This is a genomic window from Pauljensenia sp. UMB3104 (assembly GCF_030217285.1).
In the GTDB taxonomy this organism is placed as follows: Bacteria; Actinomycetota; Actinomycetes; order Actinomycetales; family Actinomycetaceae; genus Pauljensenia.
Genome location: NZ_JASONN010000002.1, coordinates 138,132 through 164,734 on the forward strand (window position 1 = coordinate 138,132; position 26,603 = coordinate 164,734).

Genomic DNA, 26,603 nt, shown 5'->3' on the forward strand with positions numbered 1-26,603 from the left:
CGGTGACTATCTGAACATCTGACGGCGGCGGGTCGGAGGCCTCGCCGCCGTGTTTGTTAGCATCTTCCCCTCACCCGCCTCCCTGCGAGGATCGGCACGTGTGGGAGAATTGCCCCATGTTGATTCTGGACGGTCGCGCCCTGTCTTTCGCCGAGGCCCGAGACATTGAACGTCAGCACGTTGAATCCGCCGCGGCGGAAGGCGACCCAGACCGCTACATGCGCCAGGTCGCCGAGAAGGTCGCCGATCGTGTCCGCTACTTGTCCGATCCGCTTGCGTGGCTGTGGGACATACCGGAGGCGGCCGCCATTTCCAGGCTGCGAGACGACCTCGGCCTTGACGAGGCGGCGGCCCGCATCGAAGACTTGGATACCTGCGTAGCCGCCTTCGTTGGCGGAGGCGACAACGGGGGTGATGCCCTGTACGCGTGCGCGCTGCTGGCGGAGCAGGGGATGGTTGTCACAGCATTCCTGCTCAAGCCCACCTGTCATGCGCGCGGCCTGGCTGCGGCTCGAGAAGCGGGCGTCGGCATCGTGGAACTGGGCGGTCGCTCCCTGCGCTCTATCGTAGGGACACCCGAGTGGGGCACCATCTGCGGTGCGCGCCTGTGGATCGACGGAATCGTGGGCATCGGTTCACGCGGTCCCCTCACCGGTGAGCTTGCGGATACGGTGACGTGCCTGAACGACGCGATGCGCGCGCACCCGAAGAAAGTGATTGCCATCGATGTACCGTCGGGCCTGACCGATGACGACGGTGCGGTCCGCGGTCCGATTCTGCGAGCCACGCACACCCTCGCGGTTGGCACCTACAAGCGCGCACAGATCCTGCCACCCGCCGTCGAATACTCCGGCGAGGTGAGGCTCATGCGAATGTATTGGAGCGAGGTGGCCACGAGCACGCGTCCCGACGCTGACGGAACGATCGGCGCGGGCGACATCTACTACTACGACGATGAATATCGCGCCCACTCCGCCGTGCCCGTTCCCGCATTCTCGGACGACAAGTACGCGCGCGGCGTTGTCGGCCTCGTCGCCGGCTCCGACACCTATCCGGGCGCGGGTATTCTCGCCACGCGCGGAGCGCTAGCCGCGGGCGTGGGTATGGCGCGCCTCAACTCGACCCGGCGCGTCCAGGATCTCGTGCTGGCCGACCAGCCGGGCGTCGTGATGGTCGGGGGACGCATTCAGGCGGCACTTATCGGGCCCGGCCTGGACGAGGAGCGCCGCGAGGACGCGCTCGAACTCGCGCAGTTCTGCGGGACGTCGGGCCTTCCCCTCGTCATTGACGCGTGGGCGCTTGACCTCGTCCCCGAGCTTCTCGGCTCGCTCACCGCTGATGCCACCGTGCTCACCCCGCACTACGGCGAGGCGGCGCGCCTGCTGAGCGCGCTCGGAACGCCGATCACGAAGCGCGAGGTCGCGGCCTCCCCCCTGCGCTACGCTCGCGCCCTCCACGAGGCCACGGGCTGCCACATTGTCCTCAAGGGCCCCGTGACGATCGTCTACTCCTTCGAATACGTCGCCGTCGACGCGGAGGAAAACTCCGCTACCAGCGTTGACGGGACCGGCAGCGGCGCGGACGCGCGCCCCGAGCTCACGCGCGTCTACGAACCCACGGTCAGTGCGACAAGCACGTCCTGGGCCGGCATCGCAGGCAACGGTGACGTCCTGGCAGGTTTCATCGCGGGAATCCTGGCGCGCGCCAGTGCGCGAGCAAGCGCTGGCTCTCGCTCGCAGTGCGTGACCTCGGCGCGCCTATCGGCAGCCGTGTGTCTGCACGCCCGCGCGGCCGACGCTGCCGCGAATCAACACAACGGCGGCGCCCCCATTCAGGCCAGCGACATTGTGGCCGCGATTCCCTCCGTCCTGGCCGACCGCAGGCCGTAACACGTCAGACGCCGCTGGCTTCGGTGGCGCTGCGCGGTCTCTCTCGCGTGAGATACTAGGGGTGTGACTGTCACAGACATTCAAAGCGAGGGACGGGGATACCCGTCGTGCGCGGCCGTCGACCTGGCCGCCATCAAGCACAACCTGAGTGTCCTGCGGGCCGCAGCCCCGGACGCGCTCCAGCTCGCCACCGTCAAGGCGAACGCCTACGGGCACGGGCTCGTCCCTGTCGCGCTCGCGGCGCTTGAGGGAGGGGCTGACTGGCTGGGCGTCGCTCAGTTGGCCGAGGCTTTCGCGCTGCGCCGAGGCCTCGACGAGGCCGGTATTGCCCGCGCGGACGCGCCCCTTCTCGCGTGGATTTCCACCTCCTCCTCCGACTTCGCCGCCGCGATCGAGGCCGACATCGACCTGTCCGTGTCGTGGACCTGGGTCCTCGCCGACATCTGCGCCGCCGCCCGAGCGGTTGGCCGCCCCGCCCGCGTCCACGTCAAGATCGACACCGGCATGTCCCGCGCGGGCTCCACCCTCGCCGACCTGCCCGCCCTGGCCTCGGCCCTGCGCATGGCCGCAGACGACGGCCTCGTCGACATTGTGGGCGCGTGGAGCCACATGTCGCGCGCCGACGATCCCAGCGAGGCGGGCAACGCCTCGACCGCGAACCACGTGCGCATCTTCGAGGAGGGCCTGGCGATCCTCGCCGACGCCGGCATCACCCCGCGCATCCGTCACCTCTCCGCCACGTCGGGCATCCTGTGGCATCCCGAGGCCCACTACGACATGGTCCGCGCCGGCATCGGCCTGTACGGCCTGAGCCCCGACCCAGCGGTTGCGACGGCCGACGAACTCGGTCTCATCCCCGCCCTCGAGCTGCACGCCCCGCTGACCTCCGTCAAGGTCATCGAAGAGGGCACCCCCGCCTCGTACGGGGGAACCTGGGTCGCGCCCACGCGCCGGTGGATCGGCCTCGTGCCCCTCGGCTACGGCGACGGCATCTTCCGCGCGGCCTCCAATAATGCTCGCGTCGTCGTTCGCACCGAGGCCGGCCTCCTCAATGCACCGCTCGTCGGACGCGTGTGCATGGACCAATTCATGGTCGATCTCGGTCCCGCCGAGGGAGAGCCCGGAACCCCGACCGCGCGCAGCGGGGATGCCCCTGCGGCCGTGGGGGACACCGCCGTCTTGTTTGGCACGGGCGCGCTCGGCGAACCCCTGGCCGATGAATGGGCGGACGCTGCCTCTACCATCAACTACGAGATCGTCACCAACCTCGGGGCCCACATTCCGCGCGCCTACCGGGACCACACCGCGCACACGCAGGAGAAGAACACGCATGAGTGACACAATCACCGCCACGTTCCAGGTGTCAACGAGCGACGCAGACCAGACGCGCGCGCTCGGCGAAGACCTCGGGCGGATTCTCGCCGCCGGAGACCTCGTCATGCTCTCGGGCGGCCTCGGCGCGGGCAAGACCACCCTCACCCAGGGCATCGGCATCGGCATGGGAGTGCGCGGTCGCGTGGCCTCGCCGACCTTCATCGTCGCGCGCGTGCACCCCTCCTTAAGCGGCGGCCCCGACCTCATCCATGCGGACGCATACCGCATCAAGGACCTCAGCGACCTCGAGACCCTCGACCTCGACTCCTCCCTCGACGAGGCCGTCACCGTCGTCGAGTGGGGCGAAGGCAAGACCGAGGCCATGAGCGACGAACGCCTCTCCATCGAGGTGCGCCGAGCCTCCGGCGGGCAGGCCGACACCGACGGCGACATCATCGACCTGGAGCACATGGACGACGGTACGCGCCTCATCGTCCTGCGCGCCCACGGCCACCGCTGGGACGGCGTGCTTGACGCCCTCGTCGCTGCCCACGGCGGTCGTCGCATCGACGAGCCCGACACCGACGAGTAGGATCACACCGTGCGAGAGATAGCCCTGGATACCCAAGCCGCCACCACCGTCGCCATCGTCGACGATGGCCGCGTCATCGCCCGCGCCCACAACGATTCTGGGCGCCACCACGCCGAATCGATCACCCCGCTCGTGCGCGAGGCCCTCGCGGCCGCCGGACTGCCCGCCGAGCTCGCGGATGCTGGCATCGACCGCATCCTCGTAGGCACCGGCCCCGCTCCCTTCACCGGCCTGCGCGCCGGTCTCGTCTCCGCCCGCGTCCTCGCCGCCGTTGCGGGTGTACCGGCCTACGGCGTGTCCGCCCTCGACGTGATCGCCCGCCAGGGCCTCGACCTGCTCGCCCCTGACGCCCGCGTCTACGCGATCGCCGACGCGCGCCGCCGCGAACTGTACTGGGGGGCCTTTGTGGCCGCCGGACCCGACGACGTCACCCTCGAAGGGCGCCTTGAGGTAGGGGACGTGTCCGCGCTGCTGAGCGCCATGCGCTCTGCCCCCGGCCTCGTCGTGGCCGGAGCGCCGATCCCCGCGCACAGCGCCGACGCGCTCGCTCGCGCCGACCTCGGCCCCCAGGTGAGCCTCGATCCCGCGGTCATGAGCCGCATCGTCGCCACGCGCCTATCGCGCGGCGAGGAGGACCGCCTGCGCACCGATCCGCTCTACCTGCGTCGCCCGGACATCCAGGGCCAGCCCACCGCGCGCCTGTGAACGCTGCGCTGCGCGTCGCGGGGCCAGACGACCTCGAACTGTTCGCAGCTCTCGAGGCCGAGGTCTTCGCCGAAGACCCCTGGACCCCCTACATGATCGCCGAGGAGCTCTCCTCCCCGGCCTCACGCTACTGGGTCGCCACCGATGACGCGGGGGAGGTCGTCGGATACGGCGGCGCCAAGGTCGGGGGAGACCAAGGAGACGTCATGACGATCGGCGTGCGCTCCCACGCGCGCGGACAAGGCTTTGGGGCGGCCATCCTCGATACCCTCCTGGATTGGTCTCGCGAGGCCGGGGCGCGCGAAATCTTCCTCGACGTTCGACCCTCGAACGAGGGGGCCATCGGCCTGTACGAGTCGCGCGGATTCGTCGAAATTGGGCGCCGTCCCCGCTACTTCCACAACCCCGTCGAAGAGGCCGTCGAGATGAGGGCATCCCTGACCTGAGCAGATGCGACGACCACCACTAAATAGGTGCAGTCGATGTATCAAAATTCGTGTCTCTCGGCCCCTGTTTATGGGGCCGATGGTCCTAGGTGTTTTCCTTGCAATCGCGGGGCAAGGGGTGCGGGATAACCGCGGAAAATAGCGGAAAATGACAGCGTGTCGACAAGGGGTGCGCGGGTCCTCGTGCCATGGTCCTACGAGGCGGACGAAAAGCGTCGATATGCTCATTGCATGGCCACTCAAAATGTCGCAACGAAGAAGCGCCGCGCGTGGACCACCAGCGTCTTTATTAAGCAGCTGATGGCCGTCTCGGGCTTCGTTTTCGTTTTCTTCTTGCTGTTCCACTCCTACGGCAACCTCAAGATGTTCCTGGGTGCGCAGGTCTACAACGACTACGCGCACTGGCTGCATGAAGAGGCTTTCGTGCCGATCTTCCCGCACGGCGGATTCATCTGGGTCTTCCGCGCCGCCATGGTGCTGATGCTTGTCATCCACCTGTGGGCTGCCGCCTACACCTGGAAGCGTTCGCGCCGCGCCCGCTCCACCCGCTACGTCGTGAAGAAGTCCGTCACGGACTCCTACGCGGCCCGCACCATGCGCATGAGCGGTGTCCTCATCCTGCTGATCCTGATCTTCCACATCGCTCACTTCACCACCGTGAGCCTGCCCGCGAAGGTCGCGAACTTCGGCACTGACGTCACCACTCCTTACGACCGCATGATCGCGTCCTTCCAGTCGCCGGTCCTCGTGATCCTCTACGCCGTGTTCGTCGGTTGCGCATGCATCCACGTGTCCCACGGCTTCTGGTCCATGTTCCAGTCGCTCGGCTGGGTGCGTCCCGCGACCCGCAAGCCTCTGGTTGTCCTGTCGGGCCTGGTTGGTCTGGTCATCTTCGTGATGTTCATGGCCCCGCCCGTCGCCATCGTCACCGGCTTGATCCACTGAGGAAGGGCACGCAATCATGACCGATACACTCATCCACGGCCTCTACCGTGAAGGCGAGAAGATCGCCGATACGAAGGCCCCCCACGACGTTCCGATCGCGCAGCGCTGGGAGCAGCGTAAGTTCACCGCCGCGCTGGTCAACCCCGCTAACCGCCGCAAGCTGCGCGTCATCATCGTCGGCTCCGGCCTGGCAGGCGGCGCTGCCGCCGCCTCGCTCGGCGAAATGGGCTACAACGTCGACGTGTTCTTCTACCAGGACTCCGCCCGCCGCGCGCACTCCATCGCCGCGCAGGGTGGTATCAACGCCGCGAAGAACTACCGCAACGACAACGACTCCGTCTACCGTCTCTTCTACGACACGGTCAAGGGCGGCGACTACCGCGCCCGTGAGGACAACGTCTACCGCCTCGCCGAGGTCAGCGCCAACATCATCGACCAGTGCGTCGCGCAGGGCGTTCCCTTCGCCCGCGAGTACGGCGGCCTCCTCGACAACCGCTCCTTCGGTGGCGTGCAGGTGTCCCGTACGTTCTACGCGCGTGGCCAGACCGGCCAGCAGCTCCTGATCGGCGCCTACCAGGCGCTCGAGCGTCAGGTCGCCGCGGGCACCGTCACCGAGCACTCGCGTCACGAAATGGTCGAGCTCATCGTCGACGAGGGCAAGGCGCGCGGCATCATCGCCCGCGACATGTCCACCGGCAAGCTCGAGACCTTCATCGCCGACGCGGTCGTCCTGGCCACCGGCGGCTACGGCAACGTGTTCTTCCTGTCCACCAACGCGATGGGCTGCAACGCGACCGCCATCTGGCGTGCGTACCGCAAGGGCGCCTACTTCGGCAACCCCTGCTTCACGCAGATCCACCCCACGTGCATCCCCCAGCACGGCGACCAGCAGTCGAAGCTGACCCTTATGTCGGAGTCGCTGCGTAACGACGGCCGCATCTGGGTGCCCAAGCGCGCCGAGGACTGCGAGAAGGACCCGCGCGACATCCCCGAAGAGGATCGCGACTACTACCTGGAGCGCATCTACCCCTCCTTCGGTAACCTCGTGCCCCGCGACATCGCGTCGCGCCAGGCCAAGAACATGTGCGACGAGGGCCGTGGCGTCGGCCCGAAGATCGACGGTGTCGCCCGCGGCGTCTACCTCGACTTCTCCGAGGCCATCTCCCGCATGGGCAAGGCGGCCGTCTCCGCGAAGTACGGCAACCTCTTCGACATGTACGAGCGCATCACGGGCGACAACCCCTACGAGGTGCCCATGCGCATCTACCCGGCCGTCCACTACACCATGGGTGGCCTGTGGGTTGACTACGACCTCGAGTCGAACCTGCCCGGTCTGTACGTGGCCGGCGAGGCGAACTTCTCCGACCACGGCGCTAACCGCCTGGGCGCCTCGGCGCTCATGCAGGGCCTGTCGGACGGCTACTTCGTCCTGCCCAACACGATCAACGACTACCTGGCGCACTGCTTCCACCTGCCCAAGCTGGACGAGAACTCGCCTTCCGTCAAGGAAGCTCTCGAGTCCGCTCAGGGACGCATCGACACCCTCATGTCGATCAATGGCACTCGCTCCGTGGATTCGTTCCACAAGGAGCTGGGCAAGATCATGTGGGAGTACTGCGGCATGGAGCGCACCGAGGCGGGCCTGAAGAAGGCCATCGGTCTGATCCGTGAGCTGCGTGCCGACTACTGGAAGAACGTTCGCGTTCCCGGCAAGTCGATCGGCGAACTCAACCAGTCCCTCGAGAAGGCCGGCCGCGTGGCTGACTTCATGGAGCTGGGCGAGCTCATGTGCATCGACGCCCTGCACCGCGAAGAGTCGTGTGGTGGCCACTTCCGCGCGGAGTCCCAGACTCCCGAGGGCGAGGCCCTGCGTCACGACGACAAGTTCCTGTACGTGGCGGCCTGGGAGTTTGCCGGTGACGGCGAGCCCCCGATCCTCCACAAGGAAGACCTGATTTACAACGACATCGAGCTGAAGCAGCGGAGCTACAAGTGAACCTGACACTGAGGATCTGGCGCCAAAACGGTCCCGAAGACAAGGGCGCAATTCATGAATACCAGGTGAAGGGAATCTCGGAAGAGTCCTCGTTCCTGGAGATGCTCGACGTCCTGAACGAAGAGCTCTTCGCACGCGGCGAGGAACCCATCGCCTTCGACTCCGACTGCCGCGAGGGTATCTGCGGTCAGTGTGGCATCGTCATCAACGGTATCGCGCACGGCCCGGAGGTCACCACGACCTGCCAGCTGCACATGCGTTCCTTCAACGACGGTGACGTCATCACGATCGAGCCGTGGCGTGCAGAGGGCTTCCCGATCATCAAGGACCTCGTGGTCAACCGCTCCGCGCTGGATCGCATCATCCAGGCCGGCGGCTACATTTCCGTGAACACGGGTGCAGCCCCCGACGCACACGCGACCCCGGTTCCGAAGCAGGACGCGGATCGCGCGTTCGAGGCTGCCGCATGCATCGGCTGTGGTGCGTGCGTGGCTGCCTGCCCGAACGCGTCCGCGATGCTGTTCACCTCCGCGAAGGTCACGCACCTCGGCCTGCTCCCGCAGGGCAAGCCCGAGAACTACAAGCGCGTGGTCAACATGCTCAACCAGATGGACGAGGAAGGCTTCGGCTCCTGCTCGAACATCGGTGAGTGCGCGGCGGTGTGCCCCAAGCAGATCCCGCTCGACGTGATCGCAAACCTCAACCGCCAGCTCGGCAAGGCTGCCTTCAAGGGCGTCTGATCGATCTGGAGTGGCCTCACGGAGGGCCCGGCGCGTATGCGCCGGGCCCTCTCGCGTTGTTACCCCCATAACCCGCCGTAGTCTCCTTCTCGTGGGGGCCTCGGCGCAGCCTGATCCAAAGTGCCAATCATGCGGCGGTGCGGGGCGTATGATGATGAAAGGATCATCGGCTCAGAGAGGAGTCCTGCCATGCACTTCGATGAAACCGGCCCGAACACGCACACGCGGCGTTACTGGGTCAGCGCGACCATCGGCATCACGGCGATGATTGTCTTTGCGATTCTGTCGATCCTCCTGCTCCTGGGCGTTCTATTCGGGTCGCCTCAGATCAAGCCGATCGCGGATTCGCTGTTCCCGTGGAGCCTGCTGGTCTTTGCCGTTGCGGGCGTCGCGATGTTCGTTGCGAACGCGCGTTCTGGGGATCAGGTCGACGCCGACTCCTGACTCGTCGGGCTGTGCGCCCGCGCGTGTGCGGCGGCGCCCGCTGGTGCGTCCTAAACTAGGGGACGTGAGTGAACCCCTGGTCCTTGGTATTGAGTCAACCTGCGATGAGACCGGCGTCGGCCTCGTGCGTGGCACGCAGCTGCTCGTCGACCGCACGGCGACGTCGATGGATGAGTACGCGCGTTACGGCGGTATCATCCCCGAGATTGCATCGCGCGCGCACCTTGAGTCCTTCCTGCCGACGCTGCACGCCGCGCTCGACGAGGCAGACGTCACCCTTGCGGACGTCGACGCGATCGCGGTGGCCGCTGGACCGGGCCTCGTCGGTTCTCTGACCGTTGGTATTTGCGCGGCGAAGGCCCTGGCCTCGTCCCTGGGCAAGCCCCTGTACGGCGTCAACCACGTGATCGGTCACCTCGCGGTCGATAAGCTCGCCGAGGGGCCGCTGCCCGATCACTTTATCGGCCTCGTGGTCTCGGGTGGGCACTCGAACATCCTCGAGATCCGTAATATCGCGACGGATGTCGTCGAGCTCGGCGGGACCCTGGACGATGCGGCCGGTGAGGCCTTCGACAAGGTCGGGCGTCTCCTTGACCTGCCCTACCCGGGCGGCCCGCACGTGGACCGCCTCTCCCAGCAGGGGGACCGCGAGGCAATCCGTTTCCCGCGCGGCCTGGCCGCAGGTAAGGACAAGGAACGCCACAAGTACGACTTCTCGTTCTCGGGCCTGAAGACGGCTGTCGCCCGCTACATCGAGGGCGCGACCGCACGAGGTGAGAGTGTCAGCAAGGAAAACGTCTGCGCGGCGTTCTCCGAGGCAGTTAACGACTCTCTGACGGCGAAGGCCGTGCGAGCGGCCTTGGACACCGGGTGCAACACGATCGTCGTGGGCGGCGGTTTCTCCGCGAATTCGCGCCTGCGCGCCCTCCTGACGGAGCGAGCCGAGGCCGCGGGTGTCGCCGTCCGTATGCCTCCGCTGCGCTTCTGCACGGACAATGGCGCTCAGATCGCTGCGATTGGCTCGGAGCTGGTCGCCGCAGGCCTGCCGCCCTCGGACTGGGATTTCTCCCCGGACTCGGGCATGGAGCTGACGACGACCTACATGGCGCCCCGCGCCTGAAGCTGGCGCGCTGTTAGCGCAGGCCGGCCACGAAGCTTTCGGCGATCGAGCTCCACGAGGTGTAGAAGCCGCCCACCATGTTGGAGGCAATGCCGATGAGTGCTGCGGCGCTCCCGACTGCGGCGCCCAGCGCGGTGAGCCGTGCCAGGTATCCGAGTGCGCTGAGCACTGGGCGGGGGAGTGCATTGAACCGGCCCGAGCGCTGCGCGCGGTGACGCGCGTGGTGCTCGCCGTGCTCCTCGTCGGTCCCCTCGTCGTGGCGGCCCAGCTGCCAGCGCGGCGCGAAGTGCCAGGCGAGGACGAGGGAGATAAGAACCCCGACGATGAGGATGCCGAGCGTCACGTAGCCGTTCGGAGCGGTTGGCCGAACTTCGTGGGTCACGGTGGTCACCGGCTCGACGGATTCGTAGGCCTCGGATGACTGAGCGGTAGCCGCCGTCGGCGTGGAACCTACGGCGCGGGCGACGCGATCAGAAGAACCCCACCAGGCCAGCATGTTGGGGATGTGTTCGCTCCAGAGGGGGCCCGTATGTCCGCCGGTCGGCGGGACATCCGTGGTGACCGAGTCAGGATCTTTGACGGCCGAGGCCATCTTGAGGGCGGTGTAGGCGCCGCCAACCGCGTCGTCTCCGGCTGCCATCGCGTAGATGCGCAGCCCGTCCGGCGTGCGGTTCGCCAGCATGGTCGACAGCGTGTTGTCGGCGAGGTACTGGTCCCCCTGGTTGGTCATCTGTCCCTCGATCTGCGTGTCGTAGCCGGACAGCGACGCGGCAGCCCCGTAGGTCTGCGGGGTACGCAGAGCGGTCCAGATCGCGCAGTAGGCGCCCGCGGAGAAGCCGCCGATCATCCAGCCATCGCGGTTGGACGTCGTGTTGGGGAAGTTGTGCCGAATCATCTCGGGGACGTCGTGGGAGACCCACGTGTACACGGCTGGGCGCCCTTCGATGTCAGCGCAGTCGTGCGCTTCCTCATCGACGTTGAGACCGGGGGCGACGACGATCGCCGGCGGGATGATGCCTGCGGCAATGGCCTTGTCCAGTTCCTGTTGGATGCCGAGGCCTTGCAGGATTCCGTCGGGGCCGCCCGGGTAACCGTGTAGGAGCTCGATGACGCCGTAGGTCTTGCCGTCAGTCGTCGAATATCCGGTCGGCGTAATGACGTCGACCGGTTGGGTGATCCCGCTCGATGGGCCGGTCCAGGTGGTTTCCAGCATTCCGTCGTCGGCGGTCGTGAAGGTTGCGTCGAGTTCGGATGCGGAAGCTGACTGCGCCTCGACGTCGGCCTCGCCCCCGGTCTGGGTGGTCGAGCCGACGACGGTCGACATGATGAGGTTTCCCAGGTCGCCGCTGGTTTTCACGAGGACGAGCGAACGATTGAAGACCAACCCACCCGCCGACGCGAGGAGGATCGTGGGGACGAGGAGGATGGCGGTGCGACCCAGCCATCGCCTCGCCCGTCCCGGGCAGCGCGAGGGCTCAGAGCGCGCCAGCAGGGCCGCCCCACCCAGCAGGGCGACGAGGGCGAGTGCTCCGACAACGACGAGGGTTGTCAGCGAGGTCAGCGGAATGTTTCCAATAACGCTCATTGCTTGTCCTTCCCGGCCTGGGCCTGCGCGACCTCGCGCGAGGCCGCGCGCGTGGACCGCAGATCGCCCACGCCTTTCGCGGCGAGTTTGGCCAGTCCGCCGCTGACCGAAGCGACGAGCGTGAGGGTCTGCGCGGGGGATACGTGGGGCACGTATGCGTGCGAGATGGCCAGGCCGACGGTTGCGAGCGAGGCCGGATCCGGAACCGCCAGATAGAGGGACTGTGTGCGGGGCTTGAATTTGCGCTTGAACGCGTGCAGCGATGTGAAGCCGTAGAGCGGCTCCATGATGGCCGCGAGTGCGTCGGTGAGAGGCCCGAACGCCGAGGTGTCGTCGGCCGAGCGCGACAGGGGAGCGCCCGACAGGGAGAGGATCTCCAGGCCTTCCTCCTGTGCGGCCAGGGCGGCCTTGCCGATGAGGAACTCGATCGCGGGGCGCCACCCGCTTGCGCGCCGACGCATGACGTCCAGGGTGAGGCCGATGACCGTTCCGTCGCGGTAGATGGGCAGCCATGAGGTGACGGCGTGGATCGTCGATTCCTCGTCGATGGCGACCAGGATGCGTGTTTCGGGAACCGCGAGTTCGCGCACGCCACCGAGCGTAAAGCTCATCTCGGGCAGGGCCTTGTCGGCGCTCCACGTGTCGGAAATGACCGTGATCTGGTCGCGCCATCCCGCCGGGCACTCGTCCCAGGTGGTCCACACAGCCGACACACCCTCGCGGGTCGCGTGGTTCATGGCGGTGCGCACGTCCTGGTAGGCCTTGCCCTTAAAGGCGAGATCGGGCAGGTCGAGCAGGGATTCTTCGGCGACCTGCATGATCGTCCAGCCCTCCTCGCGCGCGGCCTGCGCGAGTTCCTCGTGGACCGAGTAGAGCGCGGGGGTCAGGCCCGCGGAGGACGCGAAGGACGCGAACTGTGCGATGGCTTCGGTGGCCTTGCCCGGTTCGTACGCGAGGTCGGTGACCGTCAGCGCGACGCCGCCCGACCCGCGGTAGGCGGCCCCCGCCTCGCCCGACTCAGACACCCACACCTGGTTGCCCGCCCACGTTTGCATCCATCCGAGCGTGCCGCCGCCGTGGGCGCGCAGGAGCGGCGTGAGGCGCTCGAGCGGTGAGGACTGCGGGATACGAGGCCTGGCCAGCAGCGCGCTCAGGATGATCACGAGCGTGCCCACCCAGGCGACGAGGGGCACCCACTGGACCGGTGCCTCGGCGAAGAGGGTCATCGGAACGAGGGACGGCTCGAAGATCGAGGCGGTTGCCGTGGGGAGCAGAGCGAGCAGGTAGTCGTGGAAGATCTGCAACGGTGAGGCGTAGTCGGTGACAGTGAGCTCATCGCCGGAGTTGAGAGCGTCGAGGGGGACGAACGAGTCGCTCGTGAGGAAACCAAGGACGAGGACAGCGCCCGCGCAGGCCGCCATGAGGATCAGCCAGCGGCGCAGCAGGGTCGAGGTCGTGGAAGGCACCGCGTGGATGGTGAAGGCGCGGCGCACCGACCACGTGATGGCGCACAGGGCGATGTTGAGGATGACGGGGACGAGGAGGAGCGACGCCGTGGTCACGAGCTCGGGCCTGGCCATGCCGTTCTCGTCGGTGCCCTGGGCGAGGGCAGTAGCCGTCGACGCGACGGTCGAGAGGCCGAGAACGAGCTGCAGGATGAGGGTGCCGTAGTAGGCGGCGCGACGGCCCTTACGCAAGCCGTAGGCGAAGATGAGCTGAAGCGTGATGGGTGCCAGACACAGGAGGGTTGCGATGATGCCCGTGCGTCCTTCGAGCCACCACGCCGGTCCCAGCGACCAGCGCATCTGCCCGAGAGGGCCCTCGGGGGACGAGGCCACGACCGTCAGGGTAGCCGCGCACGCCCAACACAGGGCGGAGACGGAGGCGAGCTGGCGGCCGATCGTGATGTCGTCGCGCGAGTCGGTGCGCGGGCCGCGCACGCCAGCAAGCCGCGCGGCCACCATGCCCGCGAGAAGAGCCCAGACGCGCGCGTAGGAGATCGCCGACCCGAGGATCGCGGCCGACAGCACGAGGATGCCGATGAGAAGGAAGTGTGCGCGCCAGCGCCAGTGGGAGGCCAGCGATTGCGCGGCCGCACCCACGAGCGCGACGAGGACGAGGCTGGTGCCCCACAGGCTTCCCGCGTCGATGGTCTGTCCCCAGGTGGAGAAGAAGCGGGTGAGGAGCGGCAGCGTCAGCCAGGTGGCGGCGACGCCGACGATCTGTCCGGCCGCGGCGGCGGCGATCCACGCGCGGGTACCCAGGTGCCGCTCGGCCGCGCCGCCCGCGACGATCATGACGATGATGCCGAGCACGGCCGTCGCGATGAAGTTGCCGGGAACCGCGCCGACGGAGGAGAGGATGGCCCACCAGTGGGGGCTGGACGGGTCGGCTTCGAGGGCTTGGAACTGGCCACGCCATACCCAGTAGCTCGCCGAGGCGATGATCAACGCGACGGTCAGGACCGCTGTGGCGGGGCAGCGCGAGAGCCAGCGGACGGTGAGTCGCGCGAGCGAGGAGAGCAGGAGCCAGAGGGTCTGCAGGGTAGTTCCAACCGGGGTGAGGACCTTGGCAAGCGTGGATGGAACGTGTTCGGATTCGGGTGACTGCGTTGCTTCCTGCACCACGGGCGAGTGTCCTCTCAGCTTCAGTTTAACGGCCGCTTTAAGGATACGGCGGTGTTCTGGGAGTGCGCTGACAGTGTGCTGGGAACGTGTGGCGATGATGACAAAACCCCACGCCCGGGTGGAGGCGTGGGGCAACTTGTTGCACGCGTTTAGGCGTTCAGGGTTGCGAATTCGGCGAGGGCGAGGGGGCGTCCAGCGCTCATTTCGGCGCGCATGAGATCCACCACTGCGTCGAGGCCCTGACCGGGGCGGGCGGCCGCCGCGACGGCGCGCTGACGCTCGTAGGACGCGCCGATCGCCAGGATCGTCTCAAGGCCCGCGAACTCGCGCGCGCATCCCAGGTCCTCGGCCACGGGGGCCAGCTCCTCCTTCAGTCGTGCGATGCCGTCGCGGGCGCTCTCGGTTGCGCCGTCGCGCGAGACGATGAGGGTTGCGTCCATGCCGTAGCGGGCGGAGCGCCACTTGTTTTCGGCGACGAACCAGTCCGGTAGGACGGGTAGCGGCTCGCCCGCGTCGTACAGGCGCGAGAAGTGCTCGACGAGGACGTGGGTGAAGGCTGCGAAAATGCCGACCTCGGTCGCGTTCGTCGCCGCGTCGTACACCCGGTTCTCGATCGTGCCGAAGGCGGGGGAGGGGCGGATGTCCCAGCGGACCTCGTCGAATCCCTCGATGACGCCCGTGCGGATCATGTCGTCCGTGTAGGCCTCAAGGTCCTCCCACGTGGCGAACTGGCGCGGGATACCGGCGGTGGGCAGCTGTTGGAAGACCATCGCGCGATTGGATGCGTAGCCGGTGTCCTCGCCCGCCCAGAAGGGGGAGGATGCGGAGATGGCCTGCAGGTGGCCCAGGTGTGCGGTGAGGGCGGCCTGGATCGGCAGGATCTTCGCGCGGTCCTCGACGCCGACGTGGACGTGGACGCCGTACAGGAGCATCTGGTGCCCCCAGTAGGCGGTGCGCTCGACCAGCTGCGCGTAGCGCTGCGAATCGGTGACGCGCTGTCGGCCTGGGCGCGCGAAGGGGTGGGTGCCGGCGGTCGCCAGGTCGATGCGCAGGTCCGAGGCCAGCGGAGTCAAGTAGTCAACGCAGTCCATGAGGTCGGCCATGCACTCGGCGACGGTCGCACGTGGCTTGGAGACGACCTCGATCGTGTTGAGGAGCATCTCGCGGTGCACGCCCGGGTAGAGCTTGCCGTCGGTTGTGGCGCGGTCGATGATGGCGTCCGCGCTTTGACGCAGGTCGTGGGAATCACGGTCAACGAGCTGGAGCTCCCACTCGACCCCAATCGTGGAGCGCTGGGAGGAACCGAAGGGCAAAGACATGTCGATCCTTTCGCTGGCTGCCTCCATTCTGGCAGGCAGGGGCCCAGTGGCGGCCGAGAGCTTCCTTACAGGTTTTTAGCCAACCGTCGGCAGATGATCGCGCGGTGACGCCCGTCGACGCGCGTCGCGATGATGGTCAGCTGCTCGCCTCCGCCGCCCAATTTCAAGGATTTACGCAGGTCGTCCGGGTTGATGTCTGCTCCGCGCTTCTTGATTTCGACGCTGCCCGCCCCGCGCGAGCGCAGCTCGACAGAAATTGCCTTTGCCCGCAGGTTGGTCACCGCGAGGACCTCGAAACGGTCGTAGAAGGGAGAGTTGGGCAGGTCATCCCCTGTCAGGTAGGCGATCTTGTCGGACACGATGCCGGCACCGACGTCCTGTGCGAGACGCCCCAGGAGGCCCGCGCGGATGACCGCGCTGTCGGGTTCGGCAACCATCGCGCCCAGGGGAGTAACCTCCACGCGGGGCGCTGGCGCGTTCGGCGCGAAGCCCTCGGGCGTGGAGAGCGAATGGGCGGCCCCGGCCTCGTCGAGGAGGAGGCACGAACGCCCCCGCCCCTCGGGGGACAGTGCGGGAGACCAGAGCGAGGCCTCGACGAGGTCGCCGCCCACGCTCACCCACTGCGCGTGCCAGGAGGAGGGGATGTGCTCGTACGCGATGCCCGGCGCGACCTTGATGCCGACGCGGTCGATCGTGGAGGCCCAGCCCAGGGCGAGAGAGAGGGGAGGGGACCACTGCTCCGGGTCCGTGATGCGCGCCGATCCGCGCGAGGCTCCCGTGCGTCGGGCGGGATCCGCGAAGATTGCGTCGACGCCTTCTTCGGCCAGTTCGCCCATGTCGAGGTCGGTGACGTCCCCCAGACGCACCTCGGAGCCCTCGAAGGCGCGCAGGTTCGCGGCCACGGCCCCCGCGGCGTCGGGGTCGATGTCGACGGCCAGCACGTCCATGCCCAGGCCGGCGATCGCCATGGCATCCGACCCGATGCCGCAGCCCAGGTCCGCGACGCGGCTCGCACCGCAGTCCCGGAATCGCTGGGCATGCCGGGCGGCCACGACGAGGCGCGTGGCCTGCTCGAGGCCGTCGCGCGTGAACACCATGTGCGAGGCGAAGGGGCCGAACTTGGCGCGCGCAGCCTGGCGCAGGGCGAGCTGGGTGAGGACGGCGACCACCAGCTCCGCGTCGAGGCCGGAGGCTCGCAGGGCAGAGCCGAGCTCCGGCAGGGGAATCGGGTTGGCGGCCTGCTTGGCCTGCAGGGATTCCAGCAGCTCCCAGCCGGGGGAGGACAGAATAGGGGTCAGGGCGCTCACCTGCTTATTGTCCCATCTCTTCGGCGGCGAGGTCGTCTGTGGGTGTGCGGTCGGGTGCGGATAGTGCGGGCCGAGTCTCGCCCAGGGTGAACGCGCCTGGCACTCGGCTTGCCCGAGTGCCAGGACCGCGCCTACACTCGTGGAGGAAGCGCGGGAAAACCCGCGACCGGTCCCGCACCTGACCCCCGCGACGGCAGGGAACGGACGAGCACCTTCGTGACAAAAAAGAAAGGGAGCGACAATGTCGATCTCCATCAAGCCCCTCGAGGACCGCATCGTCATCCGCCAGGTTGAGGCCGAGCAGACCACCGCCTCCGGCCTGGTCATTCCGGACACCGCCAAGGAGAAGCCGCAGGAAGGCGAAGTTATCGCCGTGGGCCCCGGCCGCGTGGACGACAACGGCAACCGCATTCCCGTCGACGTCAAGGTCGGCGACGTGGTCATCTACTCGCGCTACGGCGGCACCGAGGTCAAGTACGACGGCCAGGAGTTCCAGATCCTGTCCTCGCGTGACGTGCTGGCGGTCGTGGAGCGCTGAGCGCTTCGCACACTGAACGCTACAGGGGCGGCCCGGAAGGAATCCTTCCGGGCCGCCCTTTTGTTCGTGTCTTCCGCGTCGTGCATCCGTGCGGCGCGAGGCCTCGTATCAGGAAGCGGACTGTGCCGCCTGTTCGAGGATCGTGTTGCGGATGTAGGAGGCGTCCCGGTAACCGCTGACGAACGCCTTGTTGATAAACATCGTGGGCGTGCCGCTGATACCCGCCTGGTGAGCCTGTTCCTTGGCGGCCTTCACCTTGGAGACGGTGTGGTCGGCGAGCATCGTTGCGCGGAACTTGTCCAGGTCGGGCACACCCGCCTGGGCCGCGAAATCAACGAGAGCCTGCTCGGAGTACTGCGGGTGCCCGGTCGGGTCAGCCGCCGCGTAGACCACGTCGTGGAACTCCCAGAACTTGCCCTGCTCGCCGGCTGCGATGCCCGCCTGCGCGGCCAGGGGAGAGGTCTCGGTGATTTGCGCCAGGTCGTACCACTCCACGCGCAGCGTGCCATCCGCGACGAGGTCAGCCAGCGCCGGGTCGATCTCCTGGGCGTACTTCGTGCAATAGGGGCACGCAAAATCGGAGAAGAGAACCATCGTCACGGGAGCGTTGATGTCGCCCTTCGCCTGCGGGTCGTCAGCCTGGTGGCGCACGAACGACTTCATGATCTCCAGATTGCTCGCGTTCGTCTGGCTGGGAGCCGCAGTCTCCGTATTCTGCGGCATCTGAGCGGCCGCTGTCGGCGTCGCCGTAGGGGTGGCCTGACCCGCCGGAGAGGTGGAGGAGAGCTGGACGCCCATCCACACGCATGCGCCCGCGAGGATCGCCGTGATCGGCGCGGTCACGAAGAAGAGCGTCTTGTACAGGTTGGTCGGGGCGTCCTCGGCCTTGTTCTGCGAGGCCTTGTTGTCGTTGTCGGTCATGCGAGCTCCCGGAGAGGATGGGCGTTTGGGTGGGCAGTAAAAAGGTGCGGCACCGCGGTGGCGATGCCGCACCGAACAATGGATGCGCGTTAGGAGACGCGGCGACCGCGCCCGGAGGAGCGGATTTCTTCGCGTCGTTCTTCTTCGGTCATTCCACCCCAGATGCCGTAGGGCTCCTGGGCGGCTAGAGCGTAGGACCGGCACTGCTCGATCACCGGGCAGGTTGCGCAGATCGCCTTGGCGTTCGCCGCGCGGCGTCGGCGTGTGGAGCCGCGCTCACCCTCGGGGTGGAAGAACAGCTCGGTGTCCAGGTCACGGCACGCCGCTTCGTACTGCCATTCCCACGCATCGATCATGGGTCCGGGCAGACGGGAGACGTCAGTCATTGGGTGCCTCCTTCATGTCTGTCGTGCCGACATTTTCGGCACACGATGTCGGCAAGAATAGACACTTGCGCGGTAGTTATTCAAGGATCTTTCTCGAATTATGATCCAGTTCTCAGCATGTGGGGGTCTGGACTGTTAAAACCCCGAAAAAACTCAGGCACGCGAGTTGAACGAGCAGTGAATAACTTTATGAACAACTTTTTGTGTGTGCGTGGGGTCGTTCCTGTGGCGTGTCAGCTTCTCACACGCAAGAATCGGGGTACCGGACAAACACCGACACAATGCGGAGAGGAGCAGGCATGCCACGGGCGATCATCGAGCAGTCGGCTCTCGCCGACCGCTCCCGTACCGTCTCCTCCGTCTCCGACGAACTCGGCGTGTCAGCGTCGACGCTGCGTACCTGGGAACGACGCTACGGCCTCGGCCCCGCGCAACGAGAAGCCGGAGCGCGCCGTCGCTACCTGCCCGAGGACGTTGAACGCCTGCGCGCCATGATCCACCACGTGCGCGCCGGGTTGCCCGCCGCCGAGGCGGCCAAACGTGCCCTGGCCGAACGGGCACGCCTGCCCCAATCCGGCCCCGACAACGCCGCACAGCTGCGCACCGTGGTCCTCGCCGACGACTACGAGCGCCTCGAGGAAGTGCTCGAATCGGCGGTCGCCAGCCACGGCCTCGTCCATACGTGGTCACGCTTCGTCGAACCCGCCCTCAAATCTCTGCGATCCGCACCCGGCGGCGACCCGGTCGGATCCTCGCCCGCCATCATGCTCGTCAACGCCTTCCAGCGCGTATGCCGCTGCGCTTACCAGTCGCGGCCCACGCGCGCCCTCATCGGCGGGGACCGCGTCGCGATCATCTCCGACTCGCTCCACGAGACCGCCGCCCAGGTCATCGGCGTCGCTCTGGCCTGGTACGGCTGCGACGCGCGCATGCTCTCCAGCGAAAACTACGGCGGCATCAGCACCACCGAACGCTTCCGCGAGTACGTGCGCGGAGGCGTGCCCGCGCTCACCGTCGTCCTCGGATGTGGTCCCGAGTGTGCGCAAACGGTGGAAAACCTCGTCGCACGATACGGAGTGCCCACGATCATGGTCGGCGCGGACGCCCCCGAAATCCTCTCGCCCCAGGTGCAGCGCGTGCGCACCATCAGCGCCTGCGTCGAGGAGGCCCTCGCCCTCCTCGCGCCCCAGGCCGACCTGGAGCTCGTCGGCCGCTCCTGACGCCTTGACGGCTCACTCGCAATTGTGCGCTCAACTGCGCGCACGCGGCCCCCACCTCCACCCGCGGTGCCTGGACAGGTGATACCGTGAAGGCACGTACCGGCAGGAGAACAGTCATGAACGCCCCCTGGAACAACGAAGATCTGCGCCGTGCTTTTGACGCTGATTTTGACGCGCTCGTCGCCTTCGCTTCCCGGTCGAAGGCGCGGGTCGGTTTCGCCTTCCTGCGCGCCGACGGTCAGGTGGACCTCGGACGCCCGCTCGACGCGCGCATCAGCGCGCGCATGACGCACGTCTTCGCCCTCGCGCAGATGCGAGGCATTGAGGGGGCCGCGCACCTGGTCAGCCACGGCCTCGCCGCCCTTATCGGACCCCTGCGCGCTCCGAATGGCTCCTGGTACGCCGAGGTCGTTCCCACGTCGGAAAATAGGGCGACCCCCGTTCCTCGAGCGATCTTCTCTCAGCGCGCCCAGTCGGCGATGATCGGCGCTGCGGCCGCCGCTGTGATGGTCGGGCACGATGAGGCACGCGATCTGCTCGCCGACCTTGAAGCGGACCAGGATCAGCGCTGGTGGGACCCGTGCGCCGGTGCCGTGCGCGAGGAGATCGAGGCCGCGACTGGCAAGCGCTCGCCCCTGCGTCGCCTCTCCACCAACCTCGACACCGCGCAGGCCTACCTGGCGGCCTGGGAAGCGACGGGGGAGCGCGTCTGGTTCGACCGCGCGCGCTCAATCCTGCGCCTCGTCGGCGAGATCGCCGCGCGCTGCGGCTTCGCCCTGCCCGACCTCTACGACGAGGAATGGCGCCCCCTGCCTGCCTCGGCCGACCAAGCCCCCGTCGAGCTCATCCGCCCCGGAGATACCCTCCCCGGCCTCGGATTCAAAGCCGCTCGCCTCATCGGGCAGGCCTACGCCATCCTCACCCACATGGGCGAACAACCCGGCCCCTGGATGATCGACACGGCGACCGCGCTCTACGACCGCGCCCTCGCCGACGGGTGGACGGACGAAGGCGTGGGCGGCATCGTCTACACCCTCGACCCCACAGGCGTTGTCGCCGCCCCCCAGCGCATGCACTGGGTCGTCTGCGAGGCCGCCAGCGCCGCCCGCGTCCTCGCCGAGGTCGTGGACCCCTCGCGCGCCGAGGACCTCGCCGTCGACTACGCCCGCGCCGTCGCCTGGGCCGACTCCCACGCCCGCGCCGGGATGGGACGCTGGATCCACGAAGTCGCGCCCGACGGCTCCGTCTCCATGCTCGTGTGGGAGGGGCGCCCCGACGCCCTCACCGCCGCCCGCATGCTGGCACGAGGCGCCGCCCCGATCCATCTCACAGTCACCGGCGCAACCGCCGCCCGCTCCGCCTCCCAGTCCACCCCCAGCGCGACCTCCTGAGGGCAGCGCGGGCGCCCCGGCCTCGTCCCATTCATGCCCGGCTGTGGCATATGTGCGGAGGCGAGGACGCGAAAGCGCCACCGACCGCCTACAATTGGCCCATGGGAGAACTCGCAACACATGATCCTTTCGGCCTGACCGGCCTCACCTACGACGACGTCCTGCTCCTTCCCGAGCTCACGGACGTCGTTCCTTCATCCGTTGACACGAGCAGTCGCCTGACGACAAACATCTCGCTGCGCGTCCCGCTCCTGTCCGCCGCCATGGACACCGTCACCGAGGCGCGCATGGCCATCGCCATGGCCCGCCAGGGCGGCATCGGCATCCTCCACCGCAACCTCTCCATCGAGGAACAGGCCGCGCAAGTCCGCCAGGTCAAGCGCAGCGAATCCGGCATGGTCGAAGACCCGGTGACCGTCGGCCCCGACGCCACCATCGACGAACTCGACCGCCTCTGCGGCCACTACCGCGTCTCCGGCCTGCCCGTCGTGAACGAGGACGGCGCCCTCCTGGGCATCATCACGAACCGCGACCTGCGCTTCGTCCCCCAGAGCGAATGGGCCACCCTGCGCGTGCGCGACTGCATGACCCCGCGCGACCGCCTCGTCGTCGGACAGGTCGGCATCTCCCGCGAACACGCCAAGCACCTGCTGGCCGAACACCGCGTCGAAAAGCTGCCCATCGTCGACGAGAACGACCACCTGACCGGCCTCATCACCGTCAAGGACTTCGTCAAGACCGAGCAGTACCCCAACGCCACGAAGGACTCGCGCGGCCGTCTCGTCGTCGGTGCGGCCGTCGGCTACTGGGGTGACACCTGGGAGCGCGCCACCGCCCTGGCCGAGGCCGGCGTGGACGTCCTCGTCGTCGACACCGCGAACGGCGGTGCCCAGCTCGCCCTCGATATGATCCGCCGCATCAAGGCCGACCCGACGTTTGAGGGCATCGACATCATCGGCGGCAACGTCGCCACGACCGAGGGCGCGCAGGCCCTCATCGACGCGGGCGTCGACGCCGTCAAGGTCGGCGTGGGTCCCGGCTCGATCTGCACCACCCGCGTCGTCGCCGGCGTCGGCGTCCCCCAGATCACCGCGATCCACCTGGCCGCCCAGGCCTGCGGCCCCGCCGGAGTCCCGCTCATCGCGGACGGCGGCCTGCAGTACTCGGGCGACATCGGCAAGGCCCTCGTGGCCGGCGCCGACACCGTCATGCTCGGCTCCCTGCTGGCCGGCTGCGAGGAATCCCCCGGCGAGGTCGTGTTCACCAACGGCAAGCAGTTCAAGCGCTACCGCGGCATGGGCTCGCTCGGCGCGATGAGCTCGCGCGGGCGCAAGTCCTACTCCAAGGACCGCTACTTCCAGGCCGACGTCACCTCCGACGATAAGATCGTCCCCGAGGGCATCGAGGGCCAGGTGCCCTACACCGGCTCCCTCGCCTCGGTGATCTACCAGCTCGTCGGCGGCCTGCACCAGACCATGTTCTACCTGGGTGCCTCCACGATCTCCCAGGTCAAGGCCAACGGTCGCTTCGTGCGCATCACCAGCGCGGGCCTGCGCGAGTCGCACCCGCACGACGTCCAGATGACGACGGAAGCGCCGAACTACCACTCCTCGTCGGCGAAGTAATCGCAGATCGAGAGGTCATGACGGGCGGGAGCAGTCGCTGGGCTGCTCCCGCCCGCTTCTTGTCTTCAAGGGTGACCGGGGGAGATGCGCTGTCTGAGTTGGTAGCGGGCATGTTGTGTCTTGGAAACATTCAAGGGTTTATGTGGCGACTGTGTGGGTGGGGAGCTGTGTAAAGAGGACGGGGAGCTGGTTCTTTCGTTAAGTCGTGGCAGTGTGGCCCGTCTTGTTATCCGGACTCTTCAGTGGGCTGTCTTGTTGGGGGTGGAGGAGGAAACTAAAGTAAAACCGACCGTCGGTTTGGAATGGAGGTTGTATGAATCAGGCCGAGAAATCCGAGCGTGCCCGGGAAGCGATCTGCGTAGCCGCCCGTCAGCTCTTCGCAGAGAAGGGCTACGACACGACCACCATGCAAGATATCGTCAGGACGAGTGGCATGTCGAAGGGGGCGATTTATCATCATTTCTCGTCAAAGCAGGAGGTGCTGCGTTCCGTTATAGAGGGAGAGTGGCGCTATCTCAACGTATTTGTCGAAGACCTTGCTGCGCAATCTGATGCGTCGGTGACCGATAGAATGAAGGTCCTTGCGACGCACATGGTCGCGTCTAGTCCGCAAAGTGGTCTCGGACGCGCCAACTGGGTGAGTGAGGTTCCTGAAGCCTTACTGGAATCATTGCGTCACTCGCTGACGAAGCTTGCGCCCCACCTGGAACAAATGCTGCGCCAGGGAATGGAGTCTGGTGAAATCGGCTGTATCTTCCCCCATGAAGTCGCCGAAGTGTTGGTCCTCCTTGTCGATGTGTGGGTCGATCCGCTGATCGTTGCGGATACGTATGAGCGAATGTGTCAAAAGGTGGACTTCATCGCCGCGTTCCTCGAGCGTTTCGATGCGCAGGTACTCAGTGAGGACGCTATCGCAGTTATCAAGAACGGGGTAGGTCGTTTCTATGAGTGAACGCAAATCCTACTCCATTCTCATGGTGAATTTGCCGTTTTCTGGACACACGAACCCGACGCTCGGCTTAGCACGGATGCTCACTGATATGGGGCATCGTGTCACTTATGTTCATTCGCCTACGTGGCGAGAAACGGTGGAAAATACGGGCGCACGTTTTGTCCCTTACGATGACTATCCCCTCTTCCCGAGTCCATTCCAGGATCGCATGCGCTGCTGGCGTGCGGCTTATCGGACGGTGCTGCGTATTGGCGCAGAATACGACTGCCTGATCTACGAAATGCTTTTTGTATCAGGCAAGGCGCTCGCTGACCGTTTGGGGATAGTCCCCATTAGGCTATTTTCAACCTTCGCACTTAATGAACATGTGCTGGAAGACTTCGGGCGTAACGGCGGGTTGTATCTAACCTCGATCTTCCGTTTTCCGCGCCTGAGATCGCTCATTTCTGCACCTATGAGTAGGAGATATGGCTGGCGATTCCGAGAGCTTGAGGCTGAGATTGTGCGTAATAGCCCTGCTCTCAACATCACCTACACGCCTCGTAGCTTCCAGGTGTACGCCAATGAATTTCCTCAATCACGGTATGCATTCGTAGGTGCATCTATCGATGGACGTCGCCACGAGCCATTTGAGCCTCCTGAGGGCAGTGGGTCTCTCGTCTACATATCTCTCGGAACAGAACTCAATAAATCCGAACGGTTCTTCCGTCGGTGCGTGGCAGCTTTCGGCAGCACTGGTATGCGTGTTGTCATGGCAATCGGCGACTCGGTGCGCCCCGAGAGCCTAGGACCCGTTCCTCATACGATGATGGTTCGCCGCAGGGTTCCGCAGCTCGAGGTGCTTTCGCGAGCATCTCTCTTTATTACCCACGGCGGTATGAACAGCGTCAATGAGGCACTCTTCTACGGTGTACCGATGCTGGTTGTTCCTGTTGGTAATGACCAGCCGACTGTGGCGCGGCGGGTGGAGGAACTGGGATTGGGTGAAGCGTTGGACATCCGCGAAGCAACTCCCGATGTCCTTCGTGAGGCGGCAATGCGCGTGCTATCGGATCGTGAGTGCCATGCGCGCCTGTCCGCGTTTCGCCAAGAGACGCGGAACGCAGGGGGCAACGCAAAAGCGGTGAAGCTCATCCTTGAACAGCTCGATCGAGCGTGAACTGCGGGCGGGAGCAGTCGCTGGGCTGCTCCCGCCCGCGCTATCCTAGGGGTGCGAAAACTCACAACACCGCAAAGGAGCTGCTCAGATGCTCATCCTCATCGATCACGCGAACGTCGATTCCATCGCCAAGACCCTGGAATACCTGCCCATTGACGGCGTGACCACCAATCCGACGATCCTGTACCGCGAGGGCAAGGAACCTCTCGAGGTGCTCCACGCCATTAAGCAGCTCCTGCCCGACGGCGCTCAGCTGCACGTCCAGATCGTCTCCCAGCGCGCCGATGACATGGTCGCCGAGGCCCGTGCCCTGCGCGGCGAGATCGGCGGCAACCTCTTCATCAAGCTCCCCGTCACGCGCGAAGGTTTCGCCGCCATCCCGCGCATCGTGCGCGAAGGCATGCAGGTCACCGCGACCGGCATCCACTCCTCGATGCAGGGCTTCATGGCCGCCAAGGCGGGCGCCCGCTACGTCGCCCCCTATGTCAACCGCATGGACAACTACGGCATCGACGGCGTGCGCGTCGCCTCCGAAATCCACCGCACCCTGCGTTCCTACGACTTGAAGGCCGACGTTCTGGCCGCGTCCTTCAAGAACTCCGAGCAGGTCCTCGAGCTGGTCCGCCAGGGCGTGGGTGCTATCACCGCGGCCCCCGACGTGCTGGCCGCGCTCATCAAGAACCCCGCGACTGACGCAGCCATTGCGGACCAGAACCGCGACTTCGGCTTCCTCGTCGGCGAGCGCCGCACGTGGCTGGACCTCATCAAGGAAAAGTGAGCTGTGCGTAGAGGCCCGGAGGTGGTGACTCGCCTCCGGGCCTCTCGCATACCCGCATTGCTGCTGCGCCACCGGCGTTCCGTTGGCTGCGCCACCGGTGTTCCGGGCGCCGTCGGGCCCGCCTGCCCGCTCACGGTCCGCGCCACGAGCTTCGCTCGGCGCGTCGGCTCGAAGCCCGGCCAGGCCGCGGCCCCGCCGGCGCCCTCCACACTGGTGGCGCGTTGCGCGTGCCCGGCCCACGTTACCTGCAGCCCTCGCGCCTCTTCACCGCTGATCCCCACCAATTTCGCATGCAATTCCCCTGTGACTATTTCAAACCATGAATTTACAGCGTTGGAATTGCAACGTTTTCAGACTCTGTTGAATCTTCACCTAATCGAATTGCATGCGACTTTTGTGGGCGAACAGGCATCGCTCCCCGCCGGCACCCTCCACACTGGTGGCGCGTGGTGCGCGTTGCTCGGCAAAACCCTGTACCCCCAGGTGTCATCCGGATAGGTTGTGCGCACGTGGATAGGTTATGCACATCCGGATAGCTTATTAAGCTATCCGGATGCTCGTTACCTATCCGGATGTTGCTTACCTATCCGTATGTGAGCTGGTG

General features: G+C 66.5%; 23 protein-coding genes. 17 read left to right on the forward strand and 6 right to left on the reverse strand.

The annotated features are described in order from the left end of the window. The first annotated feature begins 116 nt into the window (after positions 1 to 116). The 10 genes from QP415_RS01865 (at position 117) to tsaD (ending at position 10,191) form a co-directional block, all read left to right on the forward strand. Entirely contained in the window at positions 117 to 1,889 is a 1,773-nt protein-coding gene (locus tag QP415_RS01865) for a bifunctional ADP-dependent NAD(P)H-hydrate dehydratase/NAD(P)H-hydrate epimerase (protein WP_285098267.1), read from the forward strand. Positions 1,890 to 1,952: 63 nt separating this feature from the next. Further along, entirely contained in the window at positions 1,953 to 3,227 is a 1,275-nt protein-coding gene (gene alr, locus QP415_RS01870; RefSeq protein ID WP_285098269.1) for an alanine racemase, read from the forward strand. Further along, complete coding sequence (gene tsaE, locus QP415_RS01875) at positions 3,220 to 3,795, forward strand: tRNA (adenosine(37)-N6)-threonylcarbamoyltransferase complex ATPase subunit type 1 TsaE (protein ID WP_048677044.1); 576 nt, start codon at positions 3,220 to 3,222, stop codon at positions 3,793 to 3,795. The genes alr and tsaE overlap by 8 nt, the downstream gene beginning before the upstream one ends. A gap of 9 nt (positions 3,796 to 3,804) precedes the next feature. Further along, the gene (gene tsaB / locus QP415_RS01880; RefSeq protein ID WP_048677046.1) at positions 3,805 to 4,500 is read left to right on the forward strand and encodes a tRNA (adenosine(37)-N6)-threonylcarbamoyltransferase complex dimerization subunit type 1 TsaB; all 696 of its coding nucleotides are present in this window, start codon (positions 3,805 to 3,807) and stop codon (positions 4,498 to 4,500) included. Further along, the gene (gene rimI / locus QP415_RS01885) at positions 4,497 to 4,946 is read left to right on the forward strand and encodes a ribosomal protein S18-alanine N-acetyltransferase (RefSeq protein WP_285098274.1); all 450 of its coding nucleotides are present in this window, start codon (positions 4,497 to 4,499) and stop codon (positions 4,944 to 4,946) included. The genes tsaB and rimI overlap by 4 nt, the downstream gene beginning before the upstream one ends. A 231-nt stretch (positions 4,947 to 5,177) precedes the next feature. Beyond that, the gene (locus tag QP415_RS01890; RefSeq protein WP_285098276.1) at positions 5,178 to 5,891 is read left to right on the forward strand and encodes a succinate dehydrogenase cytochrome b subunit; all 714 of its coding nucleotides are present in this window, start codon (positions 5,178 to 5,180) and stop codon (positions 5,889 to 5,891) included. Positions 5,892 to 5,907: 16 nt separating this feature from the next. Next, complete coding sequence (locus QP415_RS01895; protein ID WP_285098278.1) at positions 5,908 to 7,887, forward strand: fumarate reductase/succinate dehydrogenase flavoprotein subunit; 1,980 nt, start codon at positions 5,908 to 5,910, stop codon at positions 7,885 to 7,887. Beyond that, the gene (locus QP415_RS01900; protein ID WP_016460287.1) at positions 7,884 to 8,627 is read left to right on the forward strand and encodes a succinate dehydrogenase/fumarate reductase iron-sulfur subunit; all 744 of its coding nucleotides are present in this window, start codon (positions 7,884 to 7,886) and stop codon (positions 8,625 to 8,627) included. The genes QP415_RS01895 and QP415_RS01900 overlap by 4 nt, the downstream gene beginning before the upstream one ends. Positions 8,628 to 8,816: 189 nt before the next feature. After that, positions 8,817 to 9,071, forward strand: coding sequence for a hypothetical protein (locus tag QP415_RS01905; RefSeq protein WP_048677050.1), 255 nt, complete (start codon positions 8,817 to 8,819; stop codon positions 9,069 to 9,071). Positions 9,072 to 9,135: 64 nt separating this feature from the next. Further along, complete coding sequence (gene tsaD / locus QP415_RS01910; RefSeq protein ID WP_048677052.1) at positions 9,136 to 10,191, forward strand: tRNA (adenosine(37)-N6)-threonylcarbamoyltransferase complex transferase subunit TsaD; 1,056 nt, start codon at positions 9,136 to 9,138, stop codon at positions 10,189 to 10,191. Between the two features lie 13 nt (positions 10,192 to 10,204). Here tsaD and QP415_RS01915 read toward each other — a convergent pair whose 3' ends face one another. From QP415_RS01915 to QP415_RS01930, 4 genes are all read right to left on the reverse strand, one after another. After that, positions 10,205 to 11,776, reverse strand: a complete 1,572-nt coding sequence (locus QP415_RS01915; protein WP_048677053.1) for an alpha/beta hydrolase — start codon at positions 11,774 to 11,776, stop codon at positions 10,205 to 10,207. Then, positions 11,773 to 14,403: a bifunctional lysylphosphatidylglycerol flippase/synthetase MprF gene (locus tag QP415_RS01920; RefSeq protein ID WP_285098283.1), complete on the reverse strand. Its 2,631-nt coding sequence runs from the start codon at positions 14,401 to 14,403 to the stop codon at positions 11,773 to 11,775. The genes QP415_RS01915 and QP415_RS01920 overlap by 4 nt, the downstream gene beginning before the upstream one ends. Before the next feature lie 149 nt (positions 14,404 to 14,552). Further along, positions 14,553 to 15,722: a glutamate--cysteine ligase gene (locus QP415_RS01925; RefSeq protein ID WP_048677070.1), complete on the reverse strand. Its 1,170-nt coding sequence runs from the start codon at positions 15,720 to 15,722 to the stop codon at positions 14,553 to 14,555. 65 nt (positions 15,723 to 15,787) lie between these two features. Continuing rightward, positions 15,788 to 17,029 (reverse strand): class I SAM-dependent methyltransferase, encoded by a 1,242-nt coding sequence (locus QP415_RS01930; protein WP_285098286.1) that lies wholly within the window; start codon positions 17,027 to 17,029, stop codon positions 15,788 to 15,790. A gap of 241 nt (positions 17,030 to 17,270) precedes the next feature. Between QP415_RS01930 and groES the strand changes: the two genes are divergently transcribed. Continuing rightward, the gene (gene groES / locus QP415_RS01935) at positions 17,271 to 17,567 is read left to right on the forward strand and encodes a co-chaperone GroES (protein ID WP_003790486.1); all 297 of its coding nucleotides are present in this window, start codon (positions 17,271 to 17,273) and stop codon (positions 17,565 to 17,567) included. A 108-nt stretch (positions 17,568 to 17,675) separates the two neighbouring features. Here groES and QP415_RS01940 read toward each other — a convergent pair whose 3' ends face one another. Further along, entirely contained in the window at positions 17,676 to 18,488 is an 813-nt protein-coding gene (locus QP415_RS01940; protein ID WP_285098289.1) for a DsbA family protein, read from the reverse strand. An 89-nt stretch (positions 18,489 to 18,577) separates the two neighbouring features. Further along, positions 18,578 to 18,874, reverse strand: coding sequence for a WhiB family transcriptional regulator (locus QP415_RS01945; RefSeq protein WP_003790481.1), 297 nt, complete (start codon positions 18,872 to 18,874; stop codon positions 18,578 to 18,580). Between the two features lie 299 nt (positions 18,875 to 19,173). On the opposite strand from QP415_RS01945, the gene QP415_RS01950 reads away from it, so the two are divergent. From QP415_RS01950 to QP415_RS01975, 6 genes are all read left to right on the forward strand, one after another. Continuing rightward, a complete protein-coding gene (locus tag QP415_RS01950) occupies positions 19,174 to 20,094 on the forward strand; it encodes a MerR family transcriptional regulator (RefSeq protein ID WP_285098292.1) in 921 nt (306 codons plus the stop codon). A 116-nt stretch (positions 20,095 to 20,210) separates the two neighbouring features. Further along, positions 20,211 to 21,485 carry an AGE family epimerase/isomerase gene (locus QP415_RS01955; RefSeq protein ID WP_285098295.1) on the forward strand — a complete coding sequence of 425 codons (1,275 nt, stop codon included), beginning with the start codon at positions 20,211 to 20,213 and terminating at the stop codon, positions 21,483 to 21,485. Positions 21,486 to 21,586: 101 nt separating this feature from the next. Beyond that, complete coding sequence (gene guaB / locus QP415_RS01960) at positions 21,587 to 23,110, forward strand: IMP dehydrogenase (RefSeq protein ID WP_034474784.1); 1,524 nt, start codon at positions 21,587 to 21,589, stop codon at positions 23,108 to 23,110. Positions 23,111 to 23,423: 313 nt separating this feature from the next. After that, entirely contained in the window at positions 23,424 to 24,062 is a 639-nt protein-coding gene (locus QP415_RS01965; RefSeq protein WP_285098299.1) for a TetR/AcrR family transcriptional regulator, read from the forward strand. Continuing rightward, the gene (locus QP415_RS01970; RefSeq protein WP_285098302.1) at positions 24,055 to 25,221 is read left to right on the forward strand and encodes a macrolide family glycosyltransferase; all 1,167 of its coding nucleotides are present in this window, start codon (positions 24,055 to 24,057) and stop codon (positions 25,219 to 25,221) included. The genes QP415_RS01965 and QP415_RS01970 overlap by 8 nt, the downstream gene beginning before the upstream one ends. Before the next feature lie 88 nt (positions 25,222 to 25,309). After that, positions 25,310 to 25,999, forward strand: a complete 690-nt coding sequence (locus tag QP415_RS01975; RefSeq protein ID WP_003790462.1) for a transaldolase family protein — start codon at positions 25,310 to 25,312, stop codon at positions 25,997 to 25,999. Positions 26,000 to 26,603 lie beyond the last annotated feature (604 nt).

Bases quoted from the DNA above. Each gene is read 5' to 3' on its own strand.
- guaB (WP_034474784.1), top strand. From the start codon at position 21,587: ATGGGAGAACTCGCAACACATGATCCTTTCGGCCTGACCGGCCTCACC.
- QP415_RS01945 (WP_003790481.1), bottom strand. From the start codon at position 18,874: ATGACTGACGTCTCCCGTCTGCCCGGACCCATGATCGATGCGTGGGAA.
- tsaE (WP_048677044.1), top strand. From the start codon at position 3,220: ATGAGTGACACAATCACCGCCACGTTCCAGGTGTCAACGAGCGACGCA.
- QP415_RS01925 (WP_048677070.1), bottom strand. From the start codon at position 15,722: ATGTCTTTGCCCTTCGGTTCCTCCCAGCGCTCCACGATTGGGGTCGAG.
- QP415_RS01865 (WP_285098267.1), top strand. From the start codon at position 117: ATGTTGATTCTGGACGGTCGCGCCCTGTCTTTCGCCGAGGCCCGAGAC.
- groES (WP_003790486.1), top strand. From the start codon at position 17,271: ATGTCGATCTCCATCAAGCCCCTCGAGGACCGCATCGTCATCCGCCAG.
- QP415_RS01950 (WP_285098292.1), top strand. From the start codon at position 19,174: ATGCCACGGGCGATCATCGAGCAGTCGGCTCTCGCCGACCGCTCCCGT.
- QP415_RS01955 (WP_285098295.1), top strand. From the start codon at position 20,211: ATGAACGCCCCCTGGAACAACGAAGATCTGCGCCGTGCTTTTGACGCT.
- QP415_RS01970 (WP_285098302.1), top strand. From the start codon at position 24,055: ATGAGTGAACGCAAATCCTACTCCATTCTCATGGTGAATTTGCCGTTT.
- QP415_RS01915 (WP_048677053.1), bottom strand. From the start codon at position 11,776: ATGAGCGTTATTGGAAACATTCCGCTGACCTCGCTGACAACCCTCGTC.
- QP415_RS01975 (WP_003790462.1), top strand. From the start codon at position 25,310: ATGCTCATCCTCATCGATCACGCGAACGTCGATTCCATCGCCAAGACC.
- QP415_RS01895 (WP_285098278.1), top strand. From the start codon at position 5,908: ATGACCGATACACTCATCCACGGCCTCTACCGTGAAGGCGAGAAGATC.
- QP415_RS01905 (WP_048677050.1), top strand. From the start codon at position 8,817: ATGCACTTCGATGAAACCGGCCCGAACACGCACACGCGGCGTTACTGG.
- QP415_RS01940 (WP_285098289.1), bottom strand. From the start codon at position 18,488: ATGACCGACAACGACAACAAGGCCTCGCAGAACAAGGCCGAGGACGCC.
- QP415_RS01965 (WP_285098299.1), top strand. From the start codon at position 23,424: ATGAATCAGGCCGAGAAATCCGAGCGTGCCCGGGAAGCGATCTGCGTA.
- QP415_RS01890 (WP_285098276.1), top strand. From the start codon at position 5,178: ATGGCCACTCAAAATGTCGCAACGAAGAAGCGCCGCGCGTGGACCACC.